The organism is Cytobacillus sp. Bva_UNVM-123 (assembly GCF_046351715.2).
Classification (GTDB): domain Bacteria; phylum Bacillota; class Bacilli; order Bacillales; family Cytobacillaceae; genus Cytobacillus.
The window spans coordinates 2,500,095-2,523,763 of sequence record NZ_CM177772.1 but is presented as its reverse complement, the minus strand read 5'-3'; the positions used below and the strand labels follow the sequence as shown (position 1 = coordinate 2,523,763).

Here is a 23,669-nt window from a genome sequence, read left to right as displayed (position 1 = left end):
TTAATTGATTTTTTACCGGATAAGAAGAATTTCACTTATGAACAAAACACAAAATTATAAAATTTCCCGAGCAAATAAAGATTCCTCATTAAGGACTTAAGCAATTGGATAAAATGTTAATATATTTTTCCATTTAGAAAAACAATTAATATCATTTCTCTTTTTTTAAATAGTTTCACAATAAAATTGGGGCTGTATCAAAGGAAATATTATCTCTTTGATACAGCCCCATTTTATTACATAACTAGTATCGTATCGGACTTATGCTTTTTAACTTTGCCATACTAAAATAACGCCAGTAGGATTAAATAATCCTACCACGTCGCCACCACTATACCACAAACCTCCTCCCCGTCTTCTAGAGTCAGAGATAGATGGATTTAATGACTCAAAACAATCAATTTCTCCAATTGGTCTTTATTGATGTCAGTGAGGTTTTCTAGTCCATTTTTTAAAATAAAAGTTACATACTTATTTTCCAATTAATGTAATTTTTGTACAGAACTCGCGCCCGATTATTGAATTAGAAGATCGCTTTTACTGTTACTCTTTATCGTTATTTTACTGATATAGTTGCTCACTTGAACCATGTGTAGGATCTTGGTACTGTTTTGCATATTGGTGAATTTGTTCTTGATCTTCAGGAACTATCTTATAAACAGCTCCAATTTTAGCCGTCATGTTTTGATCTGCTGGTTCTAATGGGTAGTATCCCTTTTTAACCATGTATTGCCACATATCATAGGCATGTGAACAACTCATCATAAAACAGGTTTGCAAAAAGGACCGTATTTCAGGATTCGCGGCTTCCATGGCAGAATAGGCGTATTCCCGACCAGAACGTTTTAATGTAAGTAAATAAGCAGTTGCCATTTCGCGATCATTCATATTATCAACCATGGTTCGGGGTTGGACAGGTGGATATTGATTAACGGGAGACTTTGTAAAATCACTAAGTTCTCCATTTTCCTTTAAAAGCGATAACTCTCTTTTGGCCCCATCCATTTGATTGAGAAATTCTACCTTCATGTTATAGTCACGAACATGAAAAGGGAAGTGCCTTTCCAAAATGCTTTTAAATTCATGATCCTGTACATGTTGTACCATATATCCCATGTTTGTAATAGAATTAACACAACTCATCGTTAATTCCTGTAAATCATGAAGTTCGTGTGCTGCTAGTTTCACTATATAACACCCTCCCTATTTGTTATCCCTTTTATGATGGATATAAGTGATTTTTTTTATTCATAGCGAAAGAAATTTCACATTAGTTCATAGAAGGGAAAAAAGATTTAACAATCCATTAAGAACGAACAAAAAACAAAATGGGAAAAGAGATGAGTTCCTTTCCACTTTATCAACAGCCCCATTAGCATGGTTTTTTTATGCCCTTTTCTGTCATGTATTATTTGTCTTCTTGTATTATTTCATCAAAGGCTGAAGAAACTCTGTCGAATTCCTCATCGCTTTCAATATCTGTGAAATCTCCATCCTGGTTGACCTTTAAAAAGAAAATATCAATGTCTCCTTCCATTTCTTCTAGAAGATCCTCCACAAAGCCGACTGCCACATATTTTGTCCCTTCCATTTTTAAGACTGCCAGCACTTCAATTTCCTCGCCCTGATCATTTGTAAAGATTTCGCCTACTTCAATGTTTACCATGAGATAGCCCCTCTCCTTTTTAAAATTGCCTTGAACGAATAATCGTTTAGAAGGATTCATAATCAAATATTTCCAAAGAAGATTAGATTCATGTAGAAAATTTAGATTTAAACATTAAAAATAAAATTATTAATATACAACAAAATTACCTGAAAGTTCGAAGTACCACTAACTTGCCCCGTTACTTTAAGAAGAATAAAAGCATCCTATTAAAACAAAATGCTATTTAGAAATGTAAATTTAAATATGTACAATATGCTTGAACAAATATGTTTGAGGCTGGTTGGAGCGGCTTTGACCCCGAATAAAAAGCGAAGCTATGAAACTACAAGATTGTCAGTGGCCAATTTGGGAAGGAGTAAGGTCTTATTCACGAATGATCTCTTTTCTTGGCTTTCCATTTTGGTACAACTGCACAATTTGTCCGAAATCCTGATATAATCTACATAAGAACAAATCTATCAATAGGGTTAAACGCTATGTTGAACCTTCTTCCTCTGCTGGTGGTCGATTAATTAATGAAATGAGAGAAAGTCACTTCAAAGAAGGGTTTTAGTGTCCTCATTGTTCGGTTCAGAAAAAATTTAAAAACACTAAACTACATTTAAACATCCTTATTCCACTAATGAAGGACATTGAATAAATCAATAAAACAATATTTTAAAAGAGGGATAATATGAAACACTATCAAATTGTAAAAGAAGTAATTGATGATTGGGATCCAAAGCAATTTTTACATCATACGCCTGACGATGAATATGACCCTGAAATAAGGCTTATTGTAGAACTATTACCAACAGCAACTTCTGTTGAAAAATTAGCCGTTGTGATACATGAGGTCTTTGTAAAAATGTTTTCGGTTGATGAAGTTTACTCGATTAATAATTGTTATCCAAGTGCGTTAAAAATTTGGAACAAAATCAATAACAGTTAAATTTCTCAAAGATTTTATTGTGTGCCAATTTACTTTAACATTTTCATTGTCAATAGTGGATTTTCTTGTTTTTTGTATAAAAATAGAATAGGTGATTATGAGTCAACTATCCGAGCTTTTATTCATTAATTATGATATAAATGTCGAGGAAATAAAAGAATTGCTCTGTATTCCAAGCATTAGCTCCTTATCTGAACATAAAGAGGACATGCAAAATGCAGCTTCATGGATTTCCGACAAATTAAATAGCATTGGAATGATTTTGTATTGAAAGGGAAGAAGAGATTGGAAGTCCCAATCTTCCTCACTTTTTAATCCAAAATAAAGAAAAACTATACCTTGTTTTGCATTCGGGCATATTTGGCCGTCTAGTCAAGAATCAAAATCCCGAAAAAAATGCTCGGTAAAAGAGTCTCTTGGTGATACGGTTGATAAAGGAATCTTAACGATTTGCCCGATTTTAGAACTGGTTCAAAAATAAAATAGTGCCTCAATTAAATGCGAACACTATAAGATTTCGTAGACAATCATTATTTTTCAGTTGCTGTATTTCCCATTGCTATAGAAATTCTATTCCAACTATTGATTTGATTGATTATTAGAACTAGATCAACATATTGTTTCTCATCATAATGTTCACGTACTCGTTGATAAAGCTCATCTGGCACACGTTTCGTCGGAATTAAAGTTACGTACTCTGTCAACTCAAGAGCTACTTTTTCTGCATCAGTGTAAAATGTACACTCTCTCCAAGCACTTATACAATATAAACGTTGTTCTGTTTCTCCTATTTTTCTAGCATCAGCTGTATGCAAGTTAATACAATATGCACAACCATTTATTAGAGAAGCCCGAATTTTTATAAGCTCACGAAGTTTACGGTCTATACCTGTAGTTTTCGTATACTTCTCCATTTCCGTCATTATGTTAAGTGCTTCTGGTGCTACTTTGTAATAATCAATTCGTTGTTCCAATTTAATTCCTCCTAATGTTTCTTTTTTTAAGACAGTATTAATTCAGATGTTAATCTGGAAGCAGCTTCTTCATTGGATGTGTGTTAATGATAAGGGTTTTGTCATTTGTCAAAATGAATTTTAGACGCTAATTAGAGACTAAGTTAATCGTCGATTAATATTATCAATAATATACACTATCATTATTTTTGTCAAATGAATAAAATTTATCAAAAAAGATTTCTATTATTTGACTAGAACTCTAAATACACCTAAGATACAATTTGATAATCCATAATCAAAAGTAGGTGAATTTATATGCAATATAGTGTAGGAGTTGAATATGCTTTACATTGTCTGGTTTATTTAATTGATGTTCCTTCCAAAGAAAGTGTTGGAATAAAGGATTTAGCAGAATTTCAAGGGCTTTCTGAGACATTTCTTTCAAAAGTTTTTGCTAAATTATCTAAGGCAGGTATTGTAAGTTCTGTCCCAGGTGTAAAGGGAGGATATAGGTTATCTAAATCTCCAGAAAACATCTCCTTTTGGGATGTAGTTGAGGCAGTTGAAGGTCCTAAGCCTATTTTTCAATGTAAAAATATTAAAGATAATGGTTATTTGTATAGAGAAGGCTGCTGTTCGGCTCCCTCCTTTTGCACCATCAATTTAGTAATGCTCTCTGCTGAAGAAAAAATGCGTGAATATTTACGTAGTAAAACACTTTCATGGTTAAATGAAGAGCTTGATCGTGTCTTGCCCAAAGAAATACGTGAAGATACCCAGAAATATTTTACGAAAAATAGCATATAAAAAAAACCTCTCATGAAATTCCTTAATTAATAGGAATTTAGAGAGGATTTTTCTTGTTCTAGGAAAGTATCTTTCTTTAGCCAGTTTGTATCGCAATACTAACTTCAGTTACATATTCATCTTTGTCTACTGTAATAAAATCATCTGTATAACTTATCCCCCAAAACACGTTATAGGTGTTCACCTTATCTGTGGTATTCTTTGGTTCAATATGGGGTTTCATTTCCTCGATTACACCATGATATTCGATTTTTTTTCATACAATTCGGCAATCTTTTGTTGGTATATGATTTTGATCGCTGTCGCATCCATTTCTATTACACTTTTTATTTCATCAATTGAAAAATGGTATTTGCGCAATGATTTTATTTTATTAATTGTTGCAATATCATCGTTAGTATAATATCGATAACCGTTCATTTCATCTTTTCTTGGTTTTAATAGAGCCTTCTCATCGTAATACCTCAGCATTCTTTGAGATATTTTAACAATCTTCGAAAGTTCCCCGATTTTATACAACAGTAACACCTACTATCTATACATGCTCGATTAGCTCATGACAAGTACGTTAACCCTTATTACAGGCTACCTCCTTATTTGACGTTTTGCTGTGCTTGGTAACCTTATACACATTTTTAACATAAAGAAGGACCAATTTTCATTGCAAAATCTCGACCGATTGTAGAAGATTATTGCAAAGCCTTGTTGAATAAATACTTCCGTTAGTTAAAGAAGGTAAACTAAACTTTTTAACTCTTTTATTAAACGAACGAAAATTCGTTAACTGATTTTGCTTTCCCACTTATCCAACTTTTTACTTATTAACTCGTGTAATTCTTTATCGTTCTCGGATAATTTGTAAAACATAGCTAAGGCTACTAAAATAACATCAATACATTCTTCTTTTACATTTTCGATTCCTAATTGTTTGTACTCACTTCCGCTTGCTTTTATGTAAGATAGTACGGCTTGTGAGGTTTCACCAACTTCCTCTGATAGCTTTAATGCCATTTGCTCTAACGTTTTTGGTTCTCTTTTACTGAGTAATTTAATTTCTTTTATCAGCTGTTCCAAGATTGCTTCCTCTTTCTTTAATTATTTCTGAAGTTTTTTTAATTTTATTATTGCCATTTATGGATATAGGTACTTTTGTTATCCTTAAGTTTTTTTACTAACTCTTTTGAATTATTGTCAATGACTATTAAATCTTTATACTCCGATTTTATAAATCCTTGGTCGATCATATGGTCAAAAAGAGATAGAATTGGTGTGTAGTAATTGTTGATATTGAGTAATGCACAAGGTTTATTATGGTATCCTAGTTGAGCCCAGGTAAATACTTCAAACCATTCCTCTAAAGTCCCAGAACCACCAGGCAATGCAATAAACCCATCAGCATACTCTGCCATTAATGCTTTTCTTTCATGCATAGTGTTAACGACATGAAGTTCAGATAGTTGTTGATGTGCGATTTCAACATTTTTTAACTTCTCAGGTATGACACCAATTACCTTACCACCTGCTTCCATCACAGCATCAGCAACTGCACCCATGCAACCAACTGTTGCTCCCCCATAAACAAGGTTTAATCCATTATCCACCAAGATCTTCCCTAAGTTCCTAGCTTCCTTCATATAGATGGGATCATTTCCCGTACTAGAACCACAGAAAACTGCAATTGTTTTCATATCTATACTCCCCCAAAAAAAATAAAATAAAGACTATGTATACAACATTATTTATTCTAACATCATTTTCCACAAACTAAAGAAAAAAGCTACATATGAAGTCGAAAAATACCATTAATTTTATATTAAAAAAACAATATGTTTTTAGAGTAGGAGGAGAATATCATTCTATTTTTTATTTTAATTGGTAGTTTTTCCTTGCTTATGATAATAACATTATCTTTTTACTCTCCTACTTTTTGAATTAATTAAACTAGATTCTATTATGTTCTAGGAGAATCTTATCATTCGCAGGTTTTTCAACGATCGCTGACAATTACAAATTACCGGACCATAAAAGGAAGCACTGAATACTCTGTTGCCAGCAGAGATTTCTTATTTTGCCTTTATAAGCACACAACAAATCTATCACAATGTTTTATTCACTTGATAAAACTTATTCTTTGTTTTGAACTATTGAATATGCGCCTAGTCACACAAAAAATTACAAGAACTTAACAAATACTATTCCAATAATAGTCAATACTAGAGCGGCAATTCTTCTACTATCAACTTTCCTTTTTTGTAAATTAAATATTCCAAACTGATCGATTATTACAGCCATAATCATTTGTCCCAATAGAAAAACCATCGTAGTTAGAACTGATCCAAGCTTAGGTAATAAGACAATGTTACCTGCTACAATAAATATGCCAAATATACCCGCCATATATACCCAAACAGGAATACGTTTTTTTTGAGTGTCATACAAAGGAATCTCTAAGCGACGTTGAGTAATCAAAATCAAAATTAGCAAGATAATCGCACCAACAAAAAAAGAAATAAAAGTAGCTCCTAAAAGAGAACCCGTTGCAACGCGAAGTTCTCCATTAATAGCGGTTTGCAATGGTGGTAAAAATCCAGCTAAAACGCCTAAAATTATCCAAGTGATTTTACTATCCTTTTTCTCTTCTGACGACACAGTTAAATCTTTTTGCTTCTTAGATTGAACCAATGAAATAGCTAAAATCATAATGATAGTCCCGATTATTCTAGTAGTACTAATAGGATTAGCTGGTACACCAAACCACTCAAAGTGATCGATTAAAACTCCTACAATCATTTGCCCAGTTACAGTTATTATTGTTGTAACTGAAGCGCCTAGTTTTAAAAAAAGAATGATATTAGCCACATGAAAGCCAATACCAGCTATTGCTCCACCGATAAAAACATACAATGGATATGAAAAATCAATCCCAACACTGATTCCTCTAGGATTTACTATTAAATTAATAATGAGTAGTATCACTGATCCAAAAGAAAATGCGATGAACGAAGCTGTTAAAGGTGTTTTTGAATAAGAGCTTAAACGAGCACTTATAGATGCCTGAATAGGGAAAAGCATTCCCATAATTATCCCCATAATTAAAAAAAGTATGATTTGCATAAATTTCTCCTTTTTCAAAAAAATTGATAAAAAATATTTAGCCCAATTAAATTTGATATTTTCCTATACTAATTTGAAACTGTAATTGAGGATTTTAAAGACTCTTTATATCTATTATTTATTAAAAAAATAAAAGTGGATTATAATTCCACAGATTTTTTTAACAAAGTCTGATATTTTTTGATTCCTTAACTGTTCCTCCATTATTTTCTACCGAAAGTATTATTTTTTAAAGCACATTCTGAAAGAGACTCTAAACAGCAATCAAATAAAGATGATTTACCTTCATAGCATGTTTAATGTACAAAAATGAAATATCTCCCAAATTTCGGCTAAGCAAATAACCTCCGTTGATACCTGAAGAAGAAATAATCATTCCTTCCTTAGCCAACTTAGTCAATATCTTGGACAGGTACGTCGGAGAAACTTTTGTTTTTCTGCTAACTCCAGTACACCAACAAGCTTGTTTGATGTGTCCATTTCAAGAAAAAGCATAGTGTGAAGAGAATAATTTGTTGCTTTTGAAAATTTCATGATGTTTAAATCACCTCCGATAATAGACTTAATATATCTGCAATAACCATAATAGGTTTAATCGTACTATTTTGTCAAATATTTTATTGGCGTCGGAGATCATCAGATGATCCGAATTGCCTTTGACTTGAACTTTATCGGCTGATGACCATGTGTACAAACGGTAAGCGCCACTGCTAATGATTGCTCCAAGACGTTAGAAGAAGAATATTAATTTTTGTAAAATATTCTTCACCAAACATTAAGGGAATGGATGCGCAATAACTCACATCGGAAAATACATATATGATCCCAAGTAAAAAAGCAATCAATACAATAAACAACGTGCTTCCGTTGCTCGCCGTGTAATCACCTTAATTATAGAATGAATGGTTTAAAAAGATTGACTTAAATTATTCATAGCCATCACTATATAAATTTCTTACCTCATCCAAATATTTCGTAAAATTATTAAAAAATGAAGCGGGAGATATAACTTTTACGAATTTACCATAACTAAGCAGAGTATTATATCCGAATACATTATCATTTAGTGGGTAGATTACAGAATACCATGTATCATCTACATTCTTAATGTTTTCTCTTCCTAGTAATTCTAAGAATTTATCAATAACTAATTTATTTACTAATAGAGTAACTGGAACTTTATCTTTTTCCATCCATTCACCGCCACTATAGGAGAGTGGTCGATATTCTCTTTTTGAGAAAGTACCTACGATGCTTAGGTTTGATATTTTTGCAAGTTTATAGATATTGAATCGTTCTGTGGAATGACAGTAAGCGTCCATGTACCAGCTCCTATCTTTATATACAACTCTATATGGTTCAGTAGTCTTTTTTGATTCTTTACCTTGAGAATTTATATAGTTAAAACATATCAATTCATTATTTCGTATAGCTGAAAGTAAATCTAAAACAAGTTTTCTTAACTCTGTATTTCCTTTTGAGAGAGACAAGTCTATTTCAAAATCAGGAGTTTCTCCAATTTTATTTAACTTTAATATTGCATTAAACGTTGAGTTATCGTCTAGTACTTGTAGCCTGCTTTTTAAACTTGTTTCAATTGACATCAACTCCGTTTTCGACAAAGGAGGTTTATTTAACTCAACTGAATCCATTAAATATATACCTCCATTTTTACCCTTTACACAATACAGAGGTATTCCGGACAAAGTAAGGTCATCTATATCTCTCATAATTGTTCTTATGTTTACACTGAATTTTTCAGATAACTCTTTAGCCGTTGTTTTTTTATGATCTATTAGGTAAGAAATTATTCCCATAAGCCTATCTATTTTCATAAATTCCCTCCTAATTTTTTAATATGACATATAGTTGCCATATTATCAATGATAACATTATGACATAAATTAAAGGAGGTTAATAACTATGAAAGTTAAAAGCAGAGAAACATTTAAATTAATTGGTAAGAGTATTGAGATACAAGGGCAAGGAGTACATGATGAAAAATACTCGAAAGAAAAAACAGAGTTCTATAAGGAATTGTTTAATCAAGGCATGATGAAAGAACTTATGCCTATCTCAACTGATAAAAAAGGATATGCAGTTATTATTCCAATAGAAAACGGGATAAAATACTTTGCGGGTGTGGTGTCAGATAATTATAAAAACGGATATGAAAGTTTAAAAATATCTTCACAATCTTATACAGTACTTACTAAGAATGAAGGAGTTTCAAGACTCTTATTTGATAAACTTGAACATGAGTTTTTTACAAATGAAGACAATGCTTCAAAATATAACGGCAAAGAAATTTTTGAAGTTCTTTTGAATGGAAATCCAACGAATGCTGAAGTTGAATTGTGGGTGCCAATTAAAAATTAGGTTTCAGACTTGACTTTGTATATTATTGGATAATCCCAATATTTTTGGGTTCCTTCCAAAATTGGGTAAGGGGGGGATTGACCCCCGACCTCTCACACAACCATAAGGGCTTGGCATATCAGTCAGACCTCCCGAGGTAAGTGGCACATTCTCTCCCACCATCTATCTGCTTCATTTACTCTGTATCACCTTCGGCTGATAGGACTTTGTTTTGACTTGCAAACTCATCCAATGATATCTGGTCTTCTATGAAGTTTGTGTTTCTTTAGACTAAGAGTCTTATTTAATAGCAAATAAAAAGAATCCATTTTGAAAAAGATCGATCAAAATAGATTCTAAAGTTTTAAACAGATGGAAGCTTTATAAAAAAGATTGATTATTTTAGTTATGTTAGTTGAACATTCTAACCGGATAGTACAATAAGATTCCTGAACAGTTGCCCTTTTATAATTCATATCTCATTAATTTCTTTGAGATTCAAATTCCTGGACGGAACATCTATCATCCTCAATATCATATTTCTCATAAAAATTATCGTGTGTATACTCTGAAATTACTTTTCTCCAAAAGGCTTGCGCTGCATAGATATTTCTAATCTGTATTACTTTCCATTTTCCAGGAAACAAATCAAAAACTTTTTTTGCAGCAATTTTACCTACGCCTGTTCCCATATACTGTCGCATAGTAAAGAACTGTTCAATGGTACTCGGTTCATTATTTAATGTAACAAAACTTATAAAATTATTTAATAAATTAAAACCCCGCATTTTTTACCCAACTCTCTGTAATCTCAGAGAATTTTTTTACTGCAGGTGAAATAGGTGTTCTGATAGCTAATCCAATCGTTCGTGTTTGCTCTATTTCAAGTGGTATAACCTTTATGGTATCCAATCCTTTAGGGATGATCATTTCCGGTAAAATGCTAATACCTAAATTATTCTCAACCATGGAAAAAATAGAATTTTCGTTCATATTCTCAAATCGAATATTTGGCTGGATATTGTTCTCTTTAAAAAATAATTGTATATCATCAAAGCATTGATAGGTTGGCATGATGAAAGGAGCATTTTCTATATCTTCAACCGATAGATGTTTGTTGCAATGTAAAGGTGATTGCTGTGAAACTACACATAAAAGTGGTTCAGTCTTTAACTTTACAATATCAAATGAATGTAAAGAGGTAGTTTTGTTATTAACAAAACCACAATCTAACTCACTATTTAGTAACCATTTTTCTATCTCAGCATAATTTCCTTCTATTAGCTGTATTTCAATATTAGGATATTTTTTTTCCATTTCCTTGATAATATAAGGAATCCAGTTTGTAGATATGCTACTTAATACCCCTACTTTTACAATTTCTTTATTCAATCCATTAATAGCGTTTACTTCCTGCTTTAACATATCGTTAAAATATAGGATCTCTCGAATAGTGACTAATAAATCCTTCCCATTCTGAGTTAGCTTAATTGCAGAGTTATTACGAATAAATAAAGGAAAGTTAAACTCTTTTTCCAAACTTGTAATGGCATGACTCACAGCAGATTGCGTTAATCTTAATTCTTCCGCAGTTTTTGTAAAGCTATTTAGTTCAGCTGCTTTACTAAAAATTTCATACTTAACTAAACTCATCGTTGACAGCCCAAGAATTTTTTTCATGTACTTCATTATAATTATTCGCTGTGCTAATGACAAACATGTACTTTTAAAGGAGGATTTTCTGTGAAGAGCCTAGTAAAAAACGCCAAAAAGAACAAGATTATTCATTCAAAACAGATAGAAACTAAAAGAAAAAAACTTTTAAAGACTACTGGAATGAAATTATTAAAGCTCTTATTGCTACTAAGTTAATAAAATGCTCATTTCATTTTATGATAAATAAAAAGAATCTTAGTAGATTTTAGTTTAATTTTTATAAAAATATTTGATCATTTTCAACCTATGCTGCTCCACAATTGCGCCCAATTTTGGAAAATCAATAGGTAGATTATGATTGCTTACCTTAAGCTTTTTTAACTACGCTACTAGGAAATTGAAAAAGGAAATATTAGTAATAATTCAACTTTTACCATACTGATAACTTTGTTCTTGCGTCATTTTTGTCCGTAATGTATCGGATATTATCAAAACCTTTTATCTTTGCATTATGATATAAGCTTTCGAGTTTTACTCTGTCCTTACAATAAATTGTGACATACGTAGAGTCAACAACTAATAGTACGAGCTGACAATCACTATTTAAAAAATCTTCATATGACTCAATATCTGCTGGATTCTTACCTTTTGAGTAGGCTTTTAAATCTACAAAAATGAGATAATACTTATTGCCTTCTAATAGATCCTTAAGGATCAAGCCATTCATCCAGTTTACCTCATCTGGAAAAAGAAGTTCTCCTAACTCATCATCCTCCACTAAATAGGACTCTTCGCCCCCACTACGCCAAATGAATTCGGTAATTTCATAGGGTTTTAATATTTCCCCAAGAAAACTTCCGTACTTATTGGGAATTTCAAAGCAGATTCCTCGTTTCATTTTTATCCATTCCTTTATTTAATTTTCCAGTACGATCAGTCGTAGAGTAAAAAAGCCGCCGAACATGGCAGCAAGTTTTTAAAGTACAGCACTTGTTAGCATAAAAAGCCAATTAAAATGTCGGTTCCTTAGCACATAATATACGTGTTTTGTCGGCAGGACCCCTATATAGTAGGGATTTCTGGTTTTCATCATTTAAATATTTGGAAAGTAATCATAGTCGTCAACGCAAATTATTAAACAAGAAATTCCAATCAGTTGATTTTAATATGTTGTTTTCACAATTATATGTTCGATGTGAGGAATGTCCACCGTTTAACTCCCCTAAAAAATTAAACTTATCATTGATTTGCTACGCCCCATTTACACATTTCCTCCAAGATTGGCATTAAACTCTTTCCTTTGGGTGTTAAAGAGTATTCCACTTTTGGAGGAATTTGGGGGTATTCTTTTCTGTGAACAATTCCAGAGCTCTCTAGTTCACTTAACTGAGAACTTAACATTTTGTGAGTGATAGCAGGAATTTGTCGCTTTAACTCTCCATAACGTAAAATCGTATTGGAAGATAATTCATACATTATTTTCATTTTCCACTTGCCACCGATTAACGATAATGTGAAGTCAAAAGGTCTTTGTTTGTCGCCCCTTAATTCTGGCAATAAAATCACTCTCCTTTAAGTAAGCATCTAACAAAAAAGTGCATACTAGTTTTATTTGCATTTGAGTTTATAATTTGGGATGGATTCATGAGTATTTTAGAAGTCTATCATAATTCCATTATAGAATCGATATATTACTCAATCAAATATAGTTGAAGGAGAATGAATATGTCCAAGGAACGAAAACTCACATTTAATACGAGTGATTTGACCGAAGATGAGATGTATAAATTGTTAATTGGCTCTGTAATACCAAGACCGATTGCATGGGTTTCATCAAAAAGTCAGGATGGTATATTAAATTTGGCGCCATTCAGTTTTTTTACTGTGGCTTCTCGAAATCCACCAACACTTTTGATTTCAATAGGACCAGGTACTAATGAACGAATCGGAAGTATTAAGGATACGCTAACGAACATTCGTGAAGTGAAGGAATATATAATTAATATGGTACCAGAGTCGCTTGGGGAAGCAATGTACCGTTCATCGGCTAGTGTAGAACCGCAGAAAAATGAGTTTGAGCTGGCAGGAGTTACAGATCAGATTGGTAAACTTGTGAATGTTCCAGCAGTGCTAGAAGCGCCGATCTCAATTGAACTGAAGTTAGACCGGATTATTCCAGTAGGTGGAGATCATCTAGTGCTTGGAAGAGTTGAATGCGTCCAAATAGATAGAACAACCTATGCAGGTAACTATAAAATAGCTATTGATGAATGGAAGCCTCTTGCTAGTTTAGCAGGAGACTTTGCTGGACTAATGCCTTCATTTTCATATGAAAAGAAGCATATAAAAGAAACCTCTCATGAAATTCCTTAATTAAGAGAGGTTTTTTCTTAGTTCTAGGAAAGTATCATTATGTAGAATAATAATAAAGTTATTTAATTTTAATACATCCAACATGCATGCACTCCCCCGACCTAAAATTAGGACGGGGGTAAAACAAAGTTGCTTAATTTTTTATAAAAAAACTTCACCAAACGAAAAAATAACAATAAATCCGTTTAAAAATCCAAAGTTTTTTCATAATACCAGCTAATTTTTATCGCAATACTAACTTCAGTACATATTCATCTTTGTCTACTGTAATAAATTCATCTGTATAATATTTTTCTATAAAAGGACCCTTTAAACAATATCCATTTGTATGAGCCCAGTTAAATAAGGCACCATATAAAGAAGTTGTACCGTTTTGGAAAACTTTAAGTATTTGTCTGAGATTGTTGTAGACTTTTTAGTATGAATGATTTATAGTAGTTGGTACATTAACTACTAAGTAGGTGGGTTTATGGAAGACAAGGCCATTATTGAATTGCAAAAACATGGATTTTCAAAATACGAGTGTAAGGCCTATATTGGTTTATTGAAATCACCTGCGATTACTGGCTATGAATTAAGTAAGCGTTCTGGCGTCCCAAGGTCAATGATTTATGAGGTATTGGGCAAATTACTTCATAAAGGAGCCATTCAAACAGTTCCCTCTGATCCTATTGTCTATAAACCTATTGATCCAAAACAGTTACTATCTCGTCTTAAAGAAGAAATGAATACGTCATTTGGATTGTTAGAGTCATCTCTTCTCGTTTTAGAAAGTGATCAAAAAGTTGACGTCGTGACGAGAATTGTCCAATACGAGCATATTGTTCAAGAAATGCTCTCGATGATTCGATCCGCAGAAAAAGAGATATGGTTATCAATCTGGGCTCCTGCGGTGAAAGATATTGAAAAGGCTGTTCGGGAGAAAGAAGGTTCTATACCGATTTTCACGGTTTTATTTGGAGCTGAAAATGAGACATTGGGATATACCTATCATCACAATTACATGGCCCCAGACATTGTGAGTAAACGAATGGGTGGATATTTGACTATTCTTGTGCGAGATGAAGAAGAAGCCCTTATTGCTAAGTTTAGTGATAGAGGTTCTGAGTGGGCTGTGAAGTCAACAGATCCTGCTCTTGTTCTTATAGCTACTGAATATATTAGGCACGACATTATGGTAGAAGAAATTACAAATGCATTCGGTCCTGAAAAGCTAGATGAGCTATGGAAAGCTCGAGAAGATTTAATCTATGTAATGACAGGAAAAAACAGCTTAACATAAAGCTGTTTTTTTCTACCAAATCAATAGTAGTTATAACAACAACGACTTTGGAGGTTATTAAATGCATGCTAAATTAAAGTTTGCCATCTCGATGGCCATATTTGGTTCAGTCGGTCTATTTTCAGAAAAAACAGGTCTACACTCGATTGAACTAGTTTTTGTGCGTTGCCTCTGTGCAAGTATTCTTTTAGGTACAATATGGGGCGTTAGCACATTAAAAACACAACAACCGAAGAAAGTTTCTATTCCTCGTAAGGAGTATTTACTTGCCTTATTATGTGGTGTATTTCTTATCGTAAATTGGATTTTTTTCTTCCGTTCTTTAGAAGTAATGCCTATCACTGTGGCGGTATCCATTTATCATTTAGCACCAGTTATTGTACTTCTCTTAGGCTCTGTTATTTTTAAAGAAAAAATAACAGAAATAGGATTAGTCTTTTTCTTTATTTGCTTTGTAGGAACATTGCTAGTTGGAGGAATTCATCAACATACAACGATGACCGGATTTTTATCCACGGGTGTTTTATGGGCGTTTGCAGCAGCATTCTTCTACGCTCTAACTTCTATTACGGGAAAAGGAATTCAAATGCTTAGTCCTATGTTAACAACCGTTATACAAACAAGTCTGGGTATTTTATTGTTGATACCATTAGTGGAATGGTCAAACTTTATGCATCTTACCATTGAAAACTGGCTCTATATCCTTGTTACAGGATTTATTCATACAGGATTTGTGTTTTATTTATTTTTCAGTAGTTTGCGTGATTTAACAGCACAAACAATTGCTATTTTAGTTTTTGTTGATCCGGTTATTGCAATCTTATTGGATGTAACTATTTTGAACTATCGTCCTGATGTCTACCAGCTTCTCGGAATATTTCTAGTGTTTGTGGGAATTAGTTATTCTCCCAAAAAAGAAAGAAATTTAGAAAAGCCTAAATTTATTAGCTCAAACTAACAATGCAGTTTAAGATAAAATAAATAAGCTATTAATTGTTCCACCGCTAGTATATACTAAGAAGTTCTCTTTTGAATCACAAAGCAGAAAAAAACATGCCAATTAAGCAATAAAAAGCATAGTCATTCACCTTATGAATGGCTCATGCTTTTTATTGTATAATCAACTAATATTTTTTTGAAATAAACTGTACGATTTGTGATATGGCAAACACAGCAATACTTGTGCTAACCGCCAGAACCATATAAACAACAGGGTCGAAGGAAAGATACCCCATGTAAAATGTTACAATTCCAATAGATAAGAATAACAGAATATAAACAAAGGCGATGAAGCACGATATGAGTCTAACATTCCAAGTGCGTTCATCCTCTACAATTTCAGTTGAAGACCATCCTTCCTTATAACCTTTTACAAATCGGGTTATAGTGGTGTAACCATATAGAATAGAGATTAGCCCCCATAACCACCAGACAGTAGCACCGTTAGAAAATGATGAAATACTCACATATGCAAACGCCACACACAACAGAATGTTGAATATTAATAAACCCCATTTTGGTAAACGCATTTGATATTCCCCTTCTTTTTATAAATTTGATTTCAATTAAAAATGATTTTTATTATTCTTCAATCCAAAATAGCTCGTCTAAAGGTTTTTCTAAGAATCGTGCAATTAGAAGACAGACACGAATAGAAGGATTATATTTTTGGGCTTCAATTAGATTCATTGTCTGTCGGGTTACACCTACCAAATTCGCTAATTCCATTTGTGTAAGATTACCTTTTTCTATTCTTGTGATTTTTACTTTATTTTTCACTGGAATCTCCTTCAATATTTTCACCTCTGTTTCTTCATTTCATTGTAATATATAATATACAAATGTCAATTATATATTACTTATTATCTAAAAGAAAAACATGAAATACTGTAAGTATTCCATGCTAATTAAGTCCGATTTATCTCTATCTCATATAAATAATATCCTTCATGTCAAAGACTTATCGGTTAAACCAATTCTCTGTGCAGGAGTTTCCTTATTATCGCCTCTACCGAACGGGAGGCAGAAGTTGTAATACGTTCTTAATATCGTTAAAGCGTATTGTGCATACTTCGGATTAAAATTTGCGTAAATGTAGCTTTTTCCTTGTCCAGTAGCGGTTACTAAAGGTCGTTCAAGTATGGAAATTCGTCTGCGTATCTGTTGAATAAAGCTGTTCGTGGCATGGTTATTCACATTCATAATGGCAGAAGCTAATTCATGAGCATCCAAACCGCTTACATCTGTTTGGCATTATGCCGATTTCCAACATATCACACGTTCTTCTGACCGAAGTTTTATTTAACAGCAATGCCTTTAAAAGATTATTTCCACAGAATAAAGAATATAAAGTAATAAAAGTCAGAAAACTGGAGAGTGGCGACATGATTCATGATATAAAGGAATATGTAAAATATTTAGATGGGATCCATAAACGAACGATGCAATATGTGAAAGTAATACCTAATGAACTCCTAGATCGGAAGCCTTCTGAAGATAAATTTTCTACAGGTGATTTATTGCGACATATCGCATCATCTCGATTGATGTTTCTTGGTATATTTGAACATGGTTCGTGGACATACACAGGACATGATACTGGTAAAGGGGCATCTCTTAAGGATATTTCCAATTATTTAGAAGAATGTCAGATTAAACTAACAGAGGGTTTATTAAAAGTTGGAAACGATGTGTTAACAAAAAAGGTTATAACCCTTCATGGTCATGAAGTTAGTGTGTGGAGAATACTTATGGCAATTCCTGAACATGAAATCCATCATCGTGGACAAATCTCTACATATTTACAAGTGAATAAAATTGAACCTCCTCAAATTTTCGGATTAAAAATTGAGCAAGTTAAAACATTATGATTTTATGAACGAGCTTTGGACATAATGTAACTTTTAAATAAACTTTAAATTAAAGCTTTTAACCTTGATATTATAGAAAATACGAAGAGCATATTTTGAAAAAAGATGGATCAAAACATGCTCTTTTTTATTGTGAACGATTAACTTCTTTATAAAAAAAGGTAAATCATTCTTATAAATTTCTTATTAAACTGCAACGTAAGTTTCCATGATAATCCTAGAGTATTGACATGTTCATTCGTATATCATAACCCAATATTTATCATTTGGATCGCCCTCTTCAACAACCTTTTTCCAACCATTCCTTTCATAGAACTCCATCGCTTTCTGATTCTTAGATACGCACTTTAATTTCAATGGTCGATTCATTTTCTCTATAGAAGCATTAAGCAACCGTCCACCAACACCCTTACCAAAAAAGTCTGGGTGAACAAATAAATTATGGATAAAATTATCGGGTAAGTACAATGAAGCGAAACCAAGGATGTGATTGTTCTCTTCCGCTACTATGATGTACTCTCCTACAGTATGCTCATCAAAATCTTCCAAAACCATCTCTTCGGCATTTTCCCAAAAAAAGTTTTTACGACGTGATTGCAAATACACATTTCTTAATTGCGGATAATCTAACTCATTTGCCACTCTAATTTCCATGAATTCACTCTCTTTCCATACTTAAATTACATTAATACTATTGGCCCTGAAGGTATAATAATAAATGTTATCTAGACTATTATATCATTATCATAAGGGGAATCCTTGAAAGTTTAACTATAATCATAATCACAGCTAACTAGGTGTTCGCCAAAGAAACAATATCAACTTGTTTCCTCTTCATCAAAGTTAACAACATACCTCCAATTACAATGATTCCTCCAATAATTTGTGATGTTACCAATCCTTGCCCTAATTGAAACGCAATAATAGCTGTAAATATTGGAATTAGATTCATAGATATGCCAGCAATACCTTACCCTACTAATTTAATGCTTTTATTCCAAAATATAAATGAGCATTATAATAACAGTAATTAATGAAGTTATCTCTATCAAAGTAGTGGTCAGGATTCCTTTTGTTTTTTTCCAAGTAACTTTTAAAGCTAAATATATCTTTTTCCTCAAGAAAATAATAATCCTTATCTGGTACATATTTTTTTATCCAATTATCAATCTGCTCTTGAGAAGGTTTTATATTAATTTTTTTTTGCTCTCTATCACTAGATTTCCACCACATTCCATTTTTACCTCATTATAACTAATAAAGCTAATTAAATAAAAAAATTTTTCCTATAGAGCACTAGCATAAAGGAAAATTATAGGAACACTTAATAGAATACGAATAAATAGTGCAGAAAATAAGCGCTGATCCTTATTAGGAAAGCGCCTGATTGCGGAAGAACTATTATGTGAAAAATGGATAACAAAGAAGTTGTTATATTTAATTCTTAAAATTTTTTTATTAGTATTTGGATTCAAACCCGTTAGCTTAATAACATTTTGAACTAATCACTAAAGTCTTTAAAAAGCGTTTCTATTTCTTTAACATCATATAAGTCCCCATCGCTGATGAATTTTTCAATTTCTACTGTACCATCCTCCATAAACTCAACTTCCCAACGTTGACCTGGCACAGCAATTTCGACCATAATTGCTTCATTTCTAACTTTATTTAACTTGTAAAATATATTACTTTCTTCTAATTTATTAAGGAAATGAATTAACTTCTTAAGCCCCACCAAAACCATCCCCCTTATTGGGTAATATTACAGTATATATTTTAAATCCAATAAATACTTAGTGACCTATTACCACTTTCTGCCTCGATTGGATTTCCAGTCATACGGCAAAATTTCTTTCAATAAAACAAACGAGTCATTTTCAACTTCTACAATAGCTTCTAAATTTTCTTTTGATAGCTGACTGATCAACTCACGGCATCGTCCACATGGTGGAACAGCATTTCCTTGCGCGTCAACTGCTACAAAAGCTTTTATTCGATATTCGCCATGTTTTAGCATTTCTGCAACTGCTGCATGCTCTGCACAAAAACCCAAGGAACAAGCTGTATCTATGCTAATCCCTGTATAGATATTACCATCTACAGTTTCAATGGCTGCACCAACACCTCCGTACTCAACAAAATCATTTAATACTTTAGGTGAAGTAACTGCAGCTGCAATCTTTTTTAAGTCTTTATGGTTCATAAGTATCAACCTCCATTTCTGGTATATTCAATGACAAGTTACGAATTCTCCAGGTCCTATAAGAATAAAAATTCTTGAGTTTTTAATAAACTTTTGTATTGTTATCTATTTTTTCAATTTTTATAAAGTCAAACTCAGCTTCGTAGTCCTCTCCTTGTGGACTGCAAGCATAAATACCAACTTTAATACAATCCTTCTCTTCAAAGAGGTGGGCGATTCTTATTTGTTTCCATGAGATAGCGTCTAATGAATAATCAACATAGTAATTATTTCCTTTTCTTGTAATTCGATAGTAAAGCGAATTCAAATCTTCTACATATTCCTGACTAGACCAATCAGAATAGCCGTACTTTGTTACAACAACTCCTAATTTACTGTTACCATCAGGTATATATTCAACTGATGTTTTTAACCAAGTATCTTTTGAAAAGCGAACCATTAAACCAGCTTGGTCATATCTATTCTTTGGTTTAGAATTTACTTTAGTAATCAATCTAAAGTCTCCGTTTAGTTCATAATATAAAAAATGTCCATTATCAGTTTGAAATTCATAATGTGTTTTTTGCCAGAAATCTGTCTCTTTATCAGTTTTTATTATTAATTTCGATTTCTCGCCATTAATCCCCCATTTTTTAGGAGGAGAGAACCACTTTAAATTTTTTTCTAATTTTGCATTTTTGAATTCTTCTATTAGTATGTTGTTACTGTTCATAGTCCTATCCCCCATTACCTGTTATCTTCATTTTAATTTTGGTTATCCTTTCGGACTCATAGAAATGCCTGTGCTAGTTTCTAATTGTTTTTCATCATATAGAGTATCAATAATTGAAATGGCACGAATATGTATGTATCCCCAGTGAAAATAAAAAATAATAGTGGACCAAAAATCCACTATTATTTTTTCACAAGATCCGATATTTTTTTATTTCTTAACTCATTCTCCAGTTTTTCCTCTGCAGATAGCATTACCTCTTTTATTACACATTCTGGATTGGAGTACAGACAACAATCAAACAAAGACGATTTCCCTTCAATCGCATGTATAATATCTAGGAATGAAATATCTTCCCAATTCTTGCTAAGTGTATATCCTCCATTGGCACCTGATATAGAATTTATCATTCCTTCCTTTACCAACTTCGTTAATATTTTCGATAAATACGTAGGAGAAACATTTTGCATTTCAGCTAATTGTTGTACACCAACTGGCTTATTTGGCGTTTCCATTGCAAGAAAAAGCATTGTGTGTAGAGCATAATTGGTAGCTTTAGAATATTTCATAATCGTTTTTCACCCTAATAAGAGACTTTGAATATCTATAATAGCATTGAATTTAGTTTATTTCAATGCTTGGGTCAGTGTTTCTATAACCAGATACTTCGGAGATTAAAGGTATTGTAACATAGAAACTGGACATAATTGTCAATCCTGCAAAAAACAATATCAATATGATTAACGAATAACGTTGTTCTTTTGTTTTTAACTTCGAATCATTCATTTAATCAATCCAAAAATTTAAATACTCAAAATAGGGAAAGCCGCCGGTCGATTAGATCGGTGGCTTTGGTTGGGAGCATCGGCTCGTAACATCTAAGACAATTTTGTTCTTTAGGTTGTATTAATTTGTATTATCTAATATGAACTGTTTCAATATATCGATATTAACAGCACCTACTATTTTGTTGATCGGATTACCGTCTTTAAATAGAATCGTAGTTGGAAGGCTCATAATTCCATATTGAGCACAAGTGTTGGGATGTTCATCTGCATTGACTTTGAGAACCCTAACCTCTTTGTTATATTCCTGATCAAAAGTTTCAAGTGTAGGTTCAAAAAATCGACATGCCCCGCACCAAGGTGCCCAAAAATTTACTAAAGTAAAACCTTCAATTTTCAAATCACTTTTAAATGTTGTATCTGTAGATTGACAAATAGTCATTTGTATCTTCCTCCATTTCATAATTATTCACATATTTAAACAACACTTATCTGAATTCGAATTCAGAAAGCCGAATTATTGACTGGATGTTCATCACCTCCTTATATCAGCACAACAAAACTCATTGGGACTTACATAAAACTTTGATTAATTTCAATAAAAGATAAGCAGTATTTAATCCAGCTAGTCCTCCTCCAATAATGACGCGATCGTAAATCATCACACTCATTTCCTTTTATAACGATATTGAAGATTCATTATGTCTATAATATGCATAAAAAAATTTTTCATATGTAGTGAGCTATATTCCTCCTTTTTAACATATAATGGCTCAACCTTAAACCTATATCTACTTTTGTACAAAATCTGTCAACTACGTGTTTTAAAGATGACTTTTCTGCTCGAATCTGTCAGTTTAACCGGAATAACGTCAATAAGCACGAGCATAGTGTCCCAAGCATAATTCGATGCTTTTGTAAGCCTAAAGGCATCCTCTCCTTTAGAGACTTACAATATCTATAATATCCTTGAACTTATAAATATGTCAAGTTGATCTTTTTCATAAAATCCTTCTGTAACTCAAGACATCATCTTCCTTAGTAAATAATACTAGGTTCAACAATTCTACTATTAACACTGTATTTTTCGACAGCTTCCAACGTTATTTACATAACATTTCATTTTAAAGTCACTTCCTAATAGAAATCATAAAAAGTTCGGTGTCTTCTTCCTGCTTTCTAAATTAATATATTACTGACTATTTATTAAATTTTTTATAATTTATAATAATATATAGAGCTTTCCAAGAGGAAAAAAATTCAAAGAATGGGGTGTATCTAATGATTATAAAAGTTGTAGATTATAATCAGAATTGGAGCAGCGAATATCTAAAAGAAGAAAAGTCTATTAGGACTATCCTTGAAGAAGAATGGGTGAATAGTTTTCATATTGGAAGTACATCGGTTCCAGGTCTGAAAGCAAAACCTATTATTGATATTTTACTTGTAGTCAATGATATTAATAAATTAGACTCGTTTTCTACCCAATTTCAAGATATTGGATATGAAGTTATGGGGGAATACGGGATAATTGGAAGAAGATATTTCAGGAAAGGTGGAGATAATCGCACTCACCAAATTCATGCTTTCCAGTTTGATAATATTCAAGAAATTGAAAGACATCTTTTGTTCCGAGATTATCTTCGCCAAATTCCGGAAATATGTAAGGAATACGGAGAGTTAAAAAGTAAGTTGGCTGACCAATATCCAACTGACATTGATGGCTATTGTGACGGTAAAGACAAATTTGTTAAAAAAATAGAAAAAGAAGCCCTTAAATGGCATTGGACTAGTCGCTAAAAATCATGATAAACATTTCCGGTCTATGGAAACTGATTACGGCCGACTATTTTTACCACCTCTGCCATTTTTCATTCCAGTCATTGAAAAATATTTACCACTCTATGCTAACGCATTTACCAAACAAACTCCTCTAGTACACTTTCAATTGTA

General features: G+C 32.5%; 30 protein-coding genes and 2 pseudogenes. 9 read left to right on the top strand and 23 right to left on the bottom strand.

Features of this window, described 5'->3' with window-relative positions; translation table 11 throughout:
* Positions 1–561 precede the first annotated feature (561 nt).
* Positions 562–1,188 (bottom strand): spore coat protein, encoded by a 627-nt coding sequence (locus KDN24_RS12605; RefSeq protein ID WP_409972786.1) that lies wholly within the window; start codon positions 1,186–1,188, stop codon positions 562–564.
* A gap of 220 nt (positions 1,189–1,408) precedes the next feature.
* Complete coding sequence (locus tag KDN24_RS12600) at positions 1,409–1,666, bottom strand: DUF1292 domain-containing protein (RefSeq protein WP_409972785.1); 258 nt, start codon at positions 1,664–1,666, stop codon at positions 1,409–1,411.
* A 676-nt stretch (positions 1,667–2,342) separates the two neighbouring features.
* On the opposite strand from KDN24_RS12600, the gene KDN24_RS12595 reads away from it, so the two are divergent.
* Positions 2,343–2,600, top strand: coding sequence for a DUF1871 family protein (locus tag KDN24_RS12595; protein ID WP_409972784.1), 258 nt, complete (start codon positions 2,343–2,345; stop codon positions 2,598–2,600).
* A gap of 97 nt (positions 2,601–2,697) precedes the next feature.
* A complete protein-coding gene (locus KDN24_RS12590; RefSeq protein ID WP_491348444.1) occupies positions 2,698–2,871 on the top strand; it encodes a hypothetical protein in 174 nt (57 codons plus the stop codon).
* A gap of 259 nt (positions 2,872–3,130) precedes the next feature.
* On the opposite strand, the gene KDN24_RS12585 is transcribed toward KDN24_RS12590, so the two are convergent.
* Complete coding sequence (locus tag KDN24_RS12585; protein WP_409972783.1) at positions 3,131–3,574, bottom strand: carboxymuconolactone decarboxylase family protein; 444 nt, start codon at positions 3,572–3,574, stop codon at positions 3,131–3,133.
* A gap of 297 nt (positions 3,575–3,871) precedes the next feature.
* On the opposite strand from KDN24_RS12585, the gene KDN24_RS12580 reads away from it, so the two are divergent.
* The gene (locus tag KDN24_RS12580) at positions 3,872–4,363 is read left to right on the top strand and encodes an RrF2 family transcriptional regulator (RefSeq protein WP_409972782.1); all 492 of its coding nucleotides are present in this window, start codon (positions 3,872–3,874) and stop codon (positions 4,361–4,363) included.
* Positions 4,364–4,594: 231 nt separating this feature from the next.
* Here the strand turns inward: KDN24_RS12580 and KDN24_RS12575 are convergent, their stop codons facing one another.
* From KDN24_RS12575 to KDN24_RS12550, 6 genes and pseudogenes are all read right to left on the bottom strand, one after another.
* Positions 4,595–4,882 (bottom strand): MerR family transcriptional regulator, encoded by a 288-nt coding sequence (locus KDN24_RS12575; RefSeq protein ID WP_409972781.1) that lies wholly within the window; start codon positions 4,880–4,882, stop codon positions 4,595–4,597.
* Positions 4,883–5,143: 261 nt separating this feature from the next.
* A complete protein-coding gene (locus KDN24_RS12570) occupies positions 5,144–5,437 on the bottom strand; it encodes a MazG-like family protein (RefSeq protein WP_409972780.1) in 294 nt (97 codons plus the stop codon).
* Between the two features lie 47 nt (positions 5,438–5,484).
* Positions 5,485–6,051 (bottom strand): LOG family protein, encoded by a 567-nt coding sequence (locus KDN24_RS12565; RefSeq protein WP_409972779.1) that lies wholly within the window; start codon positions 6,049–6,051, stop codon positions 5,485–5,487.
* Between the two features lie 484 nt (positions 6,052–6,535).
* Positions 6,536–7,477, bottom strand: coding sequence for a DMT family transporter (locus tag KDN24_RS12560; protein WP_409972778.1), 942 nt, complete (start codon positions 7,475–7,477; stop codon positions 6,536–6,538).
* Positions 7,478–7,591: 114 nt separating this feature from the next.
* A pseudogene (locus KDN24_RS12555) lies at positions 7,592–8,011 on the bottom strand (Rrf2 family transcriptional regulator).
* A 392-nt stretch (positions 8,012–8,403) separates the two neighbouring features.
* On the bottom strand, positions 8,404–9,312 hold the full coding sequence (locus KDN24_RS12550) for a helix-turn-helix transcriptional regulator (protein WP_409972777.1): 909 nt from the start codon (positions 9,310–9,312) through the stop codon (positions 8,404–8,406).
* A gap of 88 nt (positions 9,313–9,400) precedes the next feature.
* On the opposite strand from KDN24_RS12550, the gene KDN24_RS12545 reads away from it, so the two are divergent.
* Complete coding sequence (locus KDN24_RS12545; RefSeq protein WP_409972776.1) at positions 9,401–9,856, top strand: effector binding domain-containing protein; 456 nt, start codon at positions 9,401–9,403, stop codon at positions 9,854–9,856.
* 461 nt (positions 9,857–10,317) lie between these two features.
* Here the strand turns inward: KDN24_RS12545 and KDN24_RS12540 are convergent, their stop codons facing one another.
* The 4 genes from KDN24_RS12540 to KDN24_RS12525 all read right to left on the bottom strand — a co-directional run bounded on the left by KDN24_RS12540 (position 10,318) and on the right by KDN24_RS12525 (position 13,048).
* The gene (locus tag KDN24_RS12540) at positions 10,318–10,623 is read right to left on the bottom strand and encodes a hypothetical protein (protein WP_409972775.1); all 306 of its coding nucleotides are present in this window, start codon (positions 10,621–10,623) and stop codon (positions 10,318–10,320) included.
* Positions 10,610–11,488 carry a LysR family transcriptional regulator gene (locus KDN24_RS12535; protein ID WP_409972774.1) on the bottom strand — a complete coding sequence of 293 codons (879 nt, stop codon included), beginning with the start codon at positions 11,486–11,488 and terminating at the stop codon, positions 10,610–10,612. Before KDN24_RS12535 ends, KDN24_RS12540 begins: the two co-directional genes overlap by 14 nt.
* Positions 11,489–11,921: 433 nt before the next feature.
* Entirely contained in the window at positions 11,922–12,389 is a 468-nt protein-coding gene (locus KDN24_RS12530) for a DUF2691 family protein (RefSeq protein ID WP_409972773.1), read from the bottom strand.
* Between the two features lie 341 nt (positions 12,390–12,730).
* Positions 12,731–13,048 carry a winged helix-turn-helix transcriptional regulator gene (locus KDN24_RS12525; RefSeq protein ID WP_409972772.1) on the bottom strand — a complete coding sequence of 106 codons (318 nt, stop codon included), beginning with the start codon at positions 13,046–13,048 and terminating at the stop codon, positions 12,731–12,733.
* A gap of 168 nt (positions 13,049–13,216) precedes the next feature.
* Between KDN24_RS12525 and KDN24_RS12520 the strand changes: the two genes are divergently transcribed.
* The 3 genes from KDN24_RS12520 (at position 13,217) to KDN24_RS12510 (ending at position 16,104) form a co-directional block, all read left to right on the top strand.
* Entirely contained in the window at positions 13,217–13,864 is a 648-nt protein-coding gene (locus tag KDN24_RS12520; protein ID WP_491348443.1) for a flavin reductase family protein, read from the top strand.
* A gap of 469 nt (positions 13,865–14,333) precedes the next feature.
* A complete protein-coding gene (locus tag KDN24_RS12515) occupies positions 14,334–15,146 on the top strand; it encodes a TrmB family transcriptional regulator (RefSeq protein WP_409972770.1) in 813 nt (270 codons plus the stop codon).
* A 61-nt stretch (positions 15,147–15,207) separates the two neighbouring features.
* A complete protein-coding gene (locus KDN24_RS12510) occupies positions 15,208–16,104 on the top strand; it encodes a DMT family transporter (RefSeq protein WP_409972769.1) in 897 nt (298 codons plus the stop codon).
* 166 nt (positions 16,105–16,270) lie between these two features.
* Here the strand turns inward: KDN24_RS12510 and KDN24_RS12505 are convergent, their stop codons facing one another.
* The 3 genes and pseudogenes from KDN24_RS12505 to KDN24_RS12495 all read right to left on the bottom strand — a co-directional run.
* The gene (locus KDN24_RS12505) at positions 16,271–16,675 is read right to left on the bottom strand and encodes a hypothetical protein (RefSeq protein WP_491348442.1); all 405 of its coding nucleotides are present in this window, start codon (positions 16,673–16,675) and stop codon (positions 16,271–16,273) included.
* A gap of 52 nt (positions 16,676–16,727) precedes the next feature.
* Complete coding sequence (locus tag KDN24_RS12500; RefSeq protein ID WP_409972768.1) at positions 16,728–16,925, bottom strand: helix-turn-helix transcriptional regulator; 198 nt, start codon at positions 16,923–16,925, stop codon at positions 16,728–16,730.
* Between the two features lie 145 nt (positions 16,926–17,070).
* Positions 17,071–17,399, bottom strand: a pseudogene (locus KDN24_RS12495) (insertion element protein); the annotation flags it as partial.
* 131 nt (positions 17,400–17,530) lie between these two features.
* Between KDN24_RS12495 and KDN24_RS12490 the strand changes: the two are divergent.
* Positions 17,531–18,016 (top strand): DinB family protein, encoded by a 486-nt coding sequence (locus KDN24_RS12490; RefSeq protein ID WP_409972767.1) that lies wholly within the window; start codon positions 17,531–17,533, stop codon positions 18,014–18,016.
* A gap of 234 nt (positions 18,017–18,250) precedes the next feature.
* On the opposite strand, the gene KDN24_RS12485 is transcribed toward KDN24_RS12490, so the two are convergent.
* From KDN24_RS12485 to trxA, 7 genes are all read right to left on the bottom strand, one after another.
* Positions 18,251–18,670 (bottom strand): GNAT family N-acetyltransferase, encoded by a 420-nt coding sequence (locus tag KDN24_RS12485; RefSeq protein WP_409972766.1) that lies wholly within the window; start codon positions 18,668–18,670, stop codon positions 18,251–18,253.
* Positions 18,671–18,994: 324 nt separating this feature from the next.
* Positions 18,995–19,249, bottom strand: coding sequence for a hypothetical protein (locus KDN24_RS12480; protein WP_409972765.1), 255 nt, complete (start codon positions 19,247–19,249; stop codon positions 18,995–18,997).
* A 268-nt stretch (positions 19,250–19,517) separates the two neighbouring features.
* On the bottom strand, positions 19,518–19,760 hold the full coding sequence (locus tag KDN24_RS12475; protein ID WP_409972764.1) for a hypothetical protein: 243 nt from the start codon (positions 19,758–19,760) through the stop codon (positions 19,518–19,520).
* A gap of 60 nt (positions 19,761–19,820) precedes the next feature.
* Positions 19,821–20,219 (bottom strand): cytidine deaminase family protein, encoded by a 399-nt coding sequence (locus KDN24_RS12470; RefSeq protein ID WP_409972763.1) that lies wholly within the window; start codon positions 20,217–20,219, stop codon positions 19,821–19,823.
* Positions 20,220–20,301: 82 nt separating this feature from the next.
* The gene (locus tag KDN24_RS12465; RefSeq protein WP_409972762.1) at positions 20,302–20,931 is read right to left on the bottom strand and encodes a DUF1349 domain-containing protein; all 630 of its coding nucleotides are present in this window, start codon (positions 20,929–20,931) and stop codon (positions 20,302–20,304) included.
* Between the two features lie 182 nt (positions 20,932–21,113).
* Complete coding sequence (locus KDN24_RS12460) at positions 21,114–21,500, bottom strand: Rrf2 family transcriptional regulator (protein WP_409972761.1); 387 nt, start codon at positions 21,498–21,500, stop codon at positions 21,114–21,116.
* A 337-nt stretch (positions 21,501–21,837) separates the two neighbouring features.
* A complete protein-coding gene (gene trxA / locus KDN24_RS12455) occupies positions 21,838–22,158 on the bottom strand; it encodes a thioredoxin (RefSeq protein ID WP_409972760.1) in 321 nt (106 codons plus the stop codon).
* 839 nt (positions 22,159–22,997) lie between these two features.
* On the opposite strand from trxA, the gene KDN24_RS12450 reads away from it, so the two are divergent.
* Complete coding sequence (locus tag KDN24_RS12450) at positions 22,998–23,516, top strand: GrpB family protein (protein ID WP_409972759.1); 519 nt, start codon at positions 22,998–23,000, stop codon at positions 23,514–23,516.
* Positions 23,517–23,669: the final 153 nt, after the last annotated feature.

What these genes read in the sequence shown, in the direction of transcription:
- KDN24_RS12540 (WP_409972775.1), bottom strand. Translation starts at nt 10,623, where the DNA reads ATGCGGGGTTTTAATTTATTAAATAATTTTATAAGTTTTGTTACATTA.
- KDN24_RS12480 (WP_409972765.1), bottom strand. Translation starts at nt 19,249, where the DNA reads ATGTGGTGGAAATCTAGTGATAGAGAGCAAAAAAAAATTAATATAAAA.
- KDN24_RS12520 (WP_491348443.1), top strand. Translation starts at nt 13,217, where the DNA reads ATGTCCAAGGAACGAAAACTCACATTTAATACGAGTGATTTGACCGAA.
- KDN24_RS12550 (WP_409972777.1), bottom strand. Translation starts at nt 9,312, where the DNA reads ATGAAAATAGATAGGCTTATGGGAATAATTTCTTACCTAATAGATCAT.
- KDN24_RS12545 (WP_409972776.1), top strand. Translation starts at nt 9,401, where the DNA reads ATGAAAGTTAAAAGCAGAGAAACATTTAAATTAATTGGTAAGAGTATT.
- trxA (WP_409972760.1), bottom strand. Translation starts at nt 22,158, where the DNA reads ATGACTATTTGTCAATCTACAGATACAACATTTAAAAGTGATTTGAAA.
- KDN24_RS12590 (WP_491348444.1), top strand. Translation starts at nt 2,698, where the DNA reads ATGAGTCAACTATCCGAGCTTTTATTCATTAATTATGATATAAATGTC.
- KDN24_RS12485 (WP_409972766.1), bottom strand. Translation starts at nt 18,670, where the DNA reads ATGGAAATTAGAGTGGCAAATGAGTTAGATTATCCGCAATTAAGAAAT.
- KDN24_RS12505 (WP_491348442.1), bottom strand. Translation starts at nt 16,675, where the DNA reads ATGCGTTTACCAAAATGGGGTTTATTAATATTCAACATTCTGTTGTGT.
- KDN24_RS12510 (WP_409972769.1), top strand. Translation starts at nt 15,208, where the DNA reads ATGCATGCTAAATTAAAGTTTGCCATCTCGATGGCCATATTTGGTTCA.
- KDN24_RS12490 (WP_409972767.1), top strand. Translation starts at nt 17,531, where the DNA reads ATGATTCATGATATAAAGGAATATGTAAAATATTTAGATGGGATCCAT.
- KDN24_RS12460 (WP_409972761.1), bottom strand. Translation starts at nt 21,500, where the DNA reads ATGAAATATTCTAAAGCTACCAATTATGCTCTACACACAATGCTTTTT.
- KDN24_RS12465 (WP_409972762.1), bottom strand. Translation starts at nt 20,931, where the DNA reads ATGAACAGTAACAACATACTAATAGAAGAATTCAAAAATGCAAAATTA.
- KDN24_RS12470 (WP_409972763.1), bottom strand. Translation starts at nt 20,219, where the DNA reads ATGAACCATAAAGACTTAAAAAAGATTGCAGCTGCAGTTACTTCACCT.
- KDN24_RS12565 (WP_409972779.1), bottom strand. Translation starts at nt 6,051, where the DNA reads ATGAAAACAATTGCAGTTTTCTGTGGTTCTAGTACGGGAAATGATCCC.
- KDN24_RS12450 (WP_409972759.1), top strand. Translation starts at nt 22,998, where the DNA reads ATGATTATAAAAGTTGTAGATTATAATCAGAATTGGAGCAGCGAATAT.
- KDN24_RS12580 (WP_409972782.1), top strand. Translation starts at nt 3,872, where the DNA reads ATGCAATATAGTGTAGGAGTTGAATATGCTTTACATTGTCTGGTTTAT.
- KDN24_RS12535 (WP_409972774.1), bottom strand. Translation starts at nt 11,488, where the DNA reads ATGAGTTTAGTTAAGTATGAAATTTTTAGTAAAGCAGCTGAACTAAAT.
- KDN24_RS12530 (WP_409972773.1), bottom strand. Translation starts at nt 12,389, where the DNA reads ATGAAACGAGGAATCTGCTTTGAAATTCCCAATAAGTACGGAAGTTTT.
- KDN24_RS12560 (WP_409972778.1), bottom strand. Translation starts at nt 7,477, where the DNA reads ATGCAAATCATACTTTTTTTAATTATGGGGATAATTATGGGAATGCTT.
- KDN24_RS12595 (WP_409972784.1), top strand. Translation starts at nt 2,343, where the DNA reads ATGAAACACTATCAAATTGTAAAAGAAGTAATTGATGATTGGGATCCA.
- KDN24_RS12600 (WP_409972785.1), bottom strand. Translation starts at nt 1,666, where the DNA reads ATGGTAAACATTGAAGTAGGCGAAATCTTTACAAATGATCAGGGCGAG.
- KDN24_RS12475 (WP_409972764.1), bottom strand. Translation starts at nt 19,760, where the DNA reads ATGGTTTTGGTGGGGCTTAAGAAGTTAATTCATTTCCTTAATAAATTA.
- KDN24_RS12515 (WP_409972770.1), top strand. Translation starts at nt 14,334, where the DNA reads ATGGAAGACAAGGCCATTATTGAATTGCAAAAACATGGATTTTCAAAA.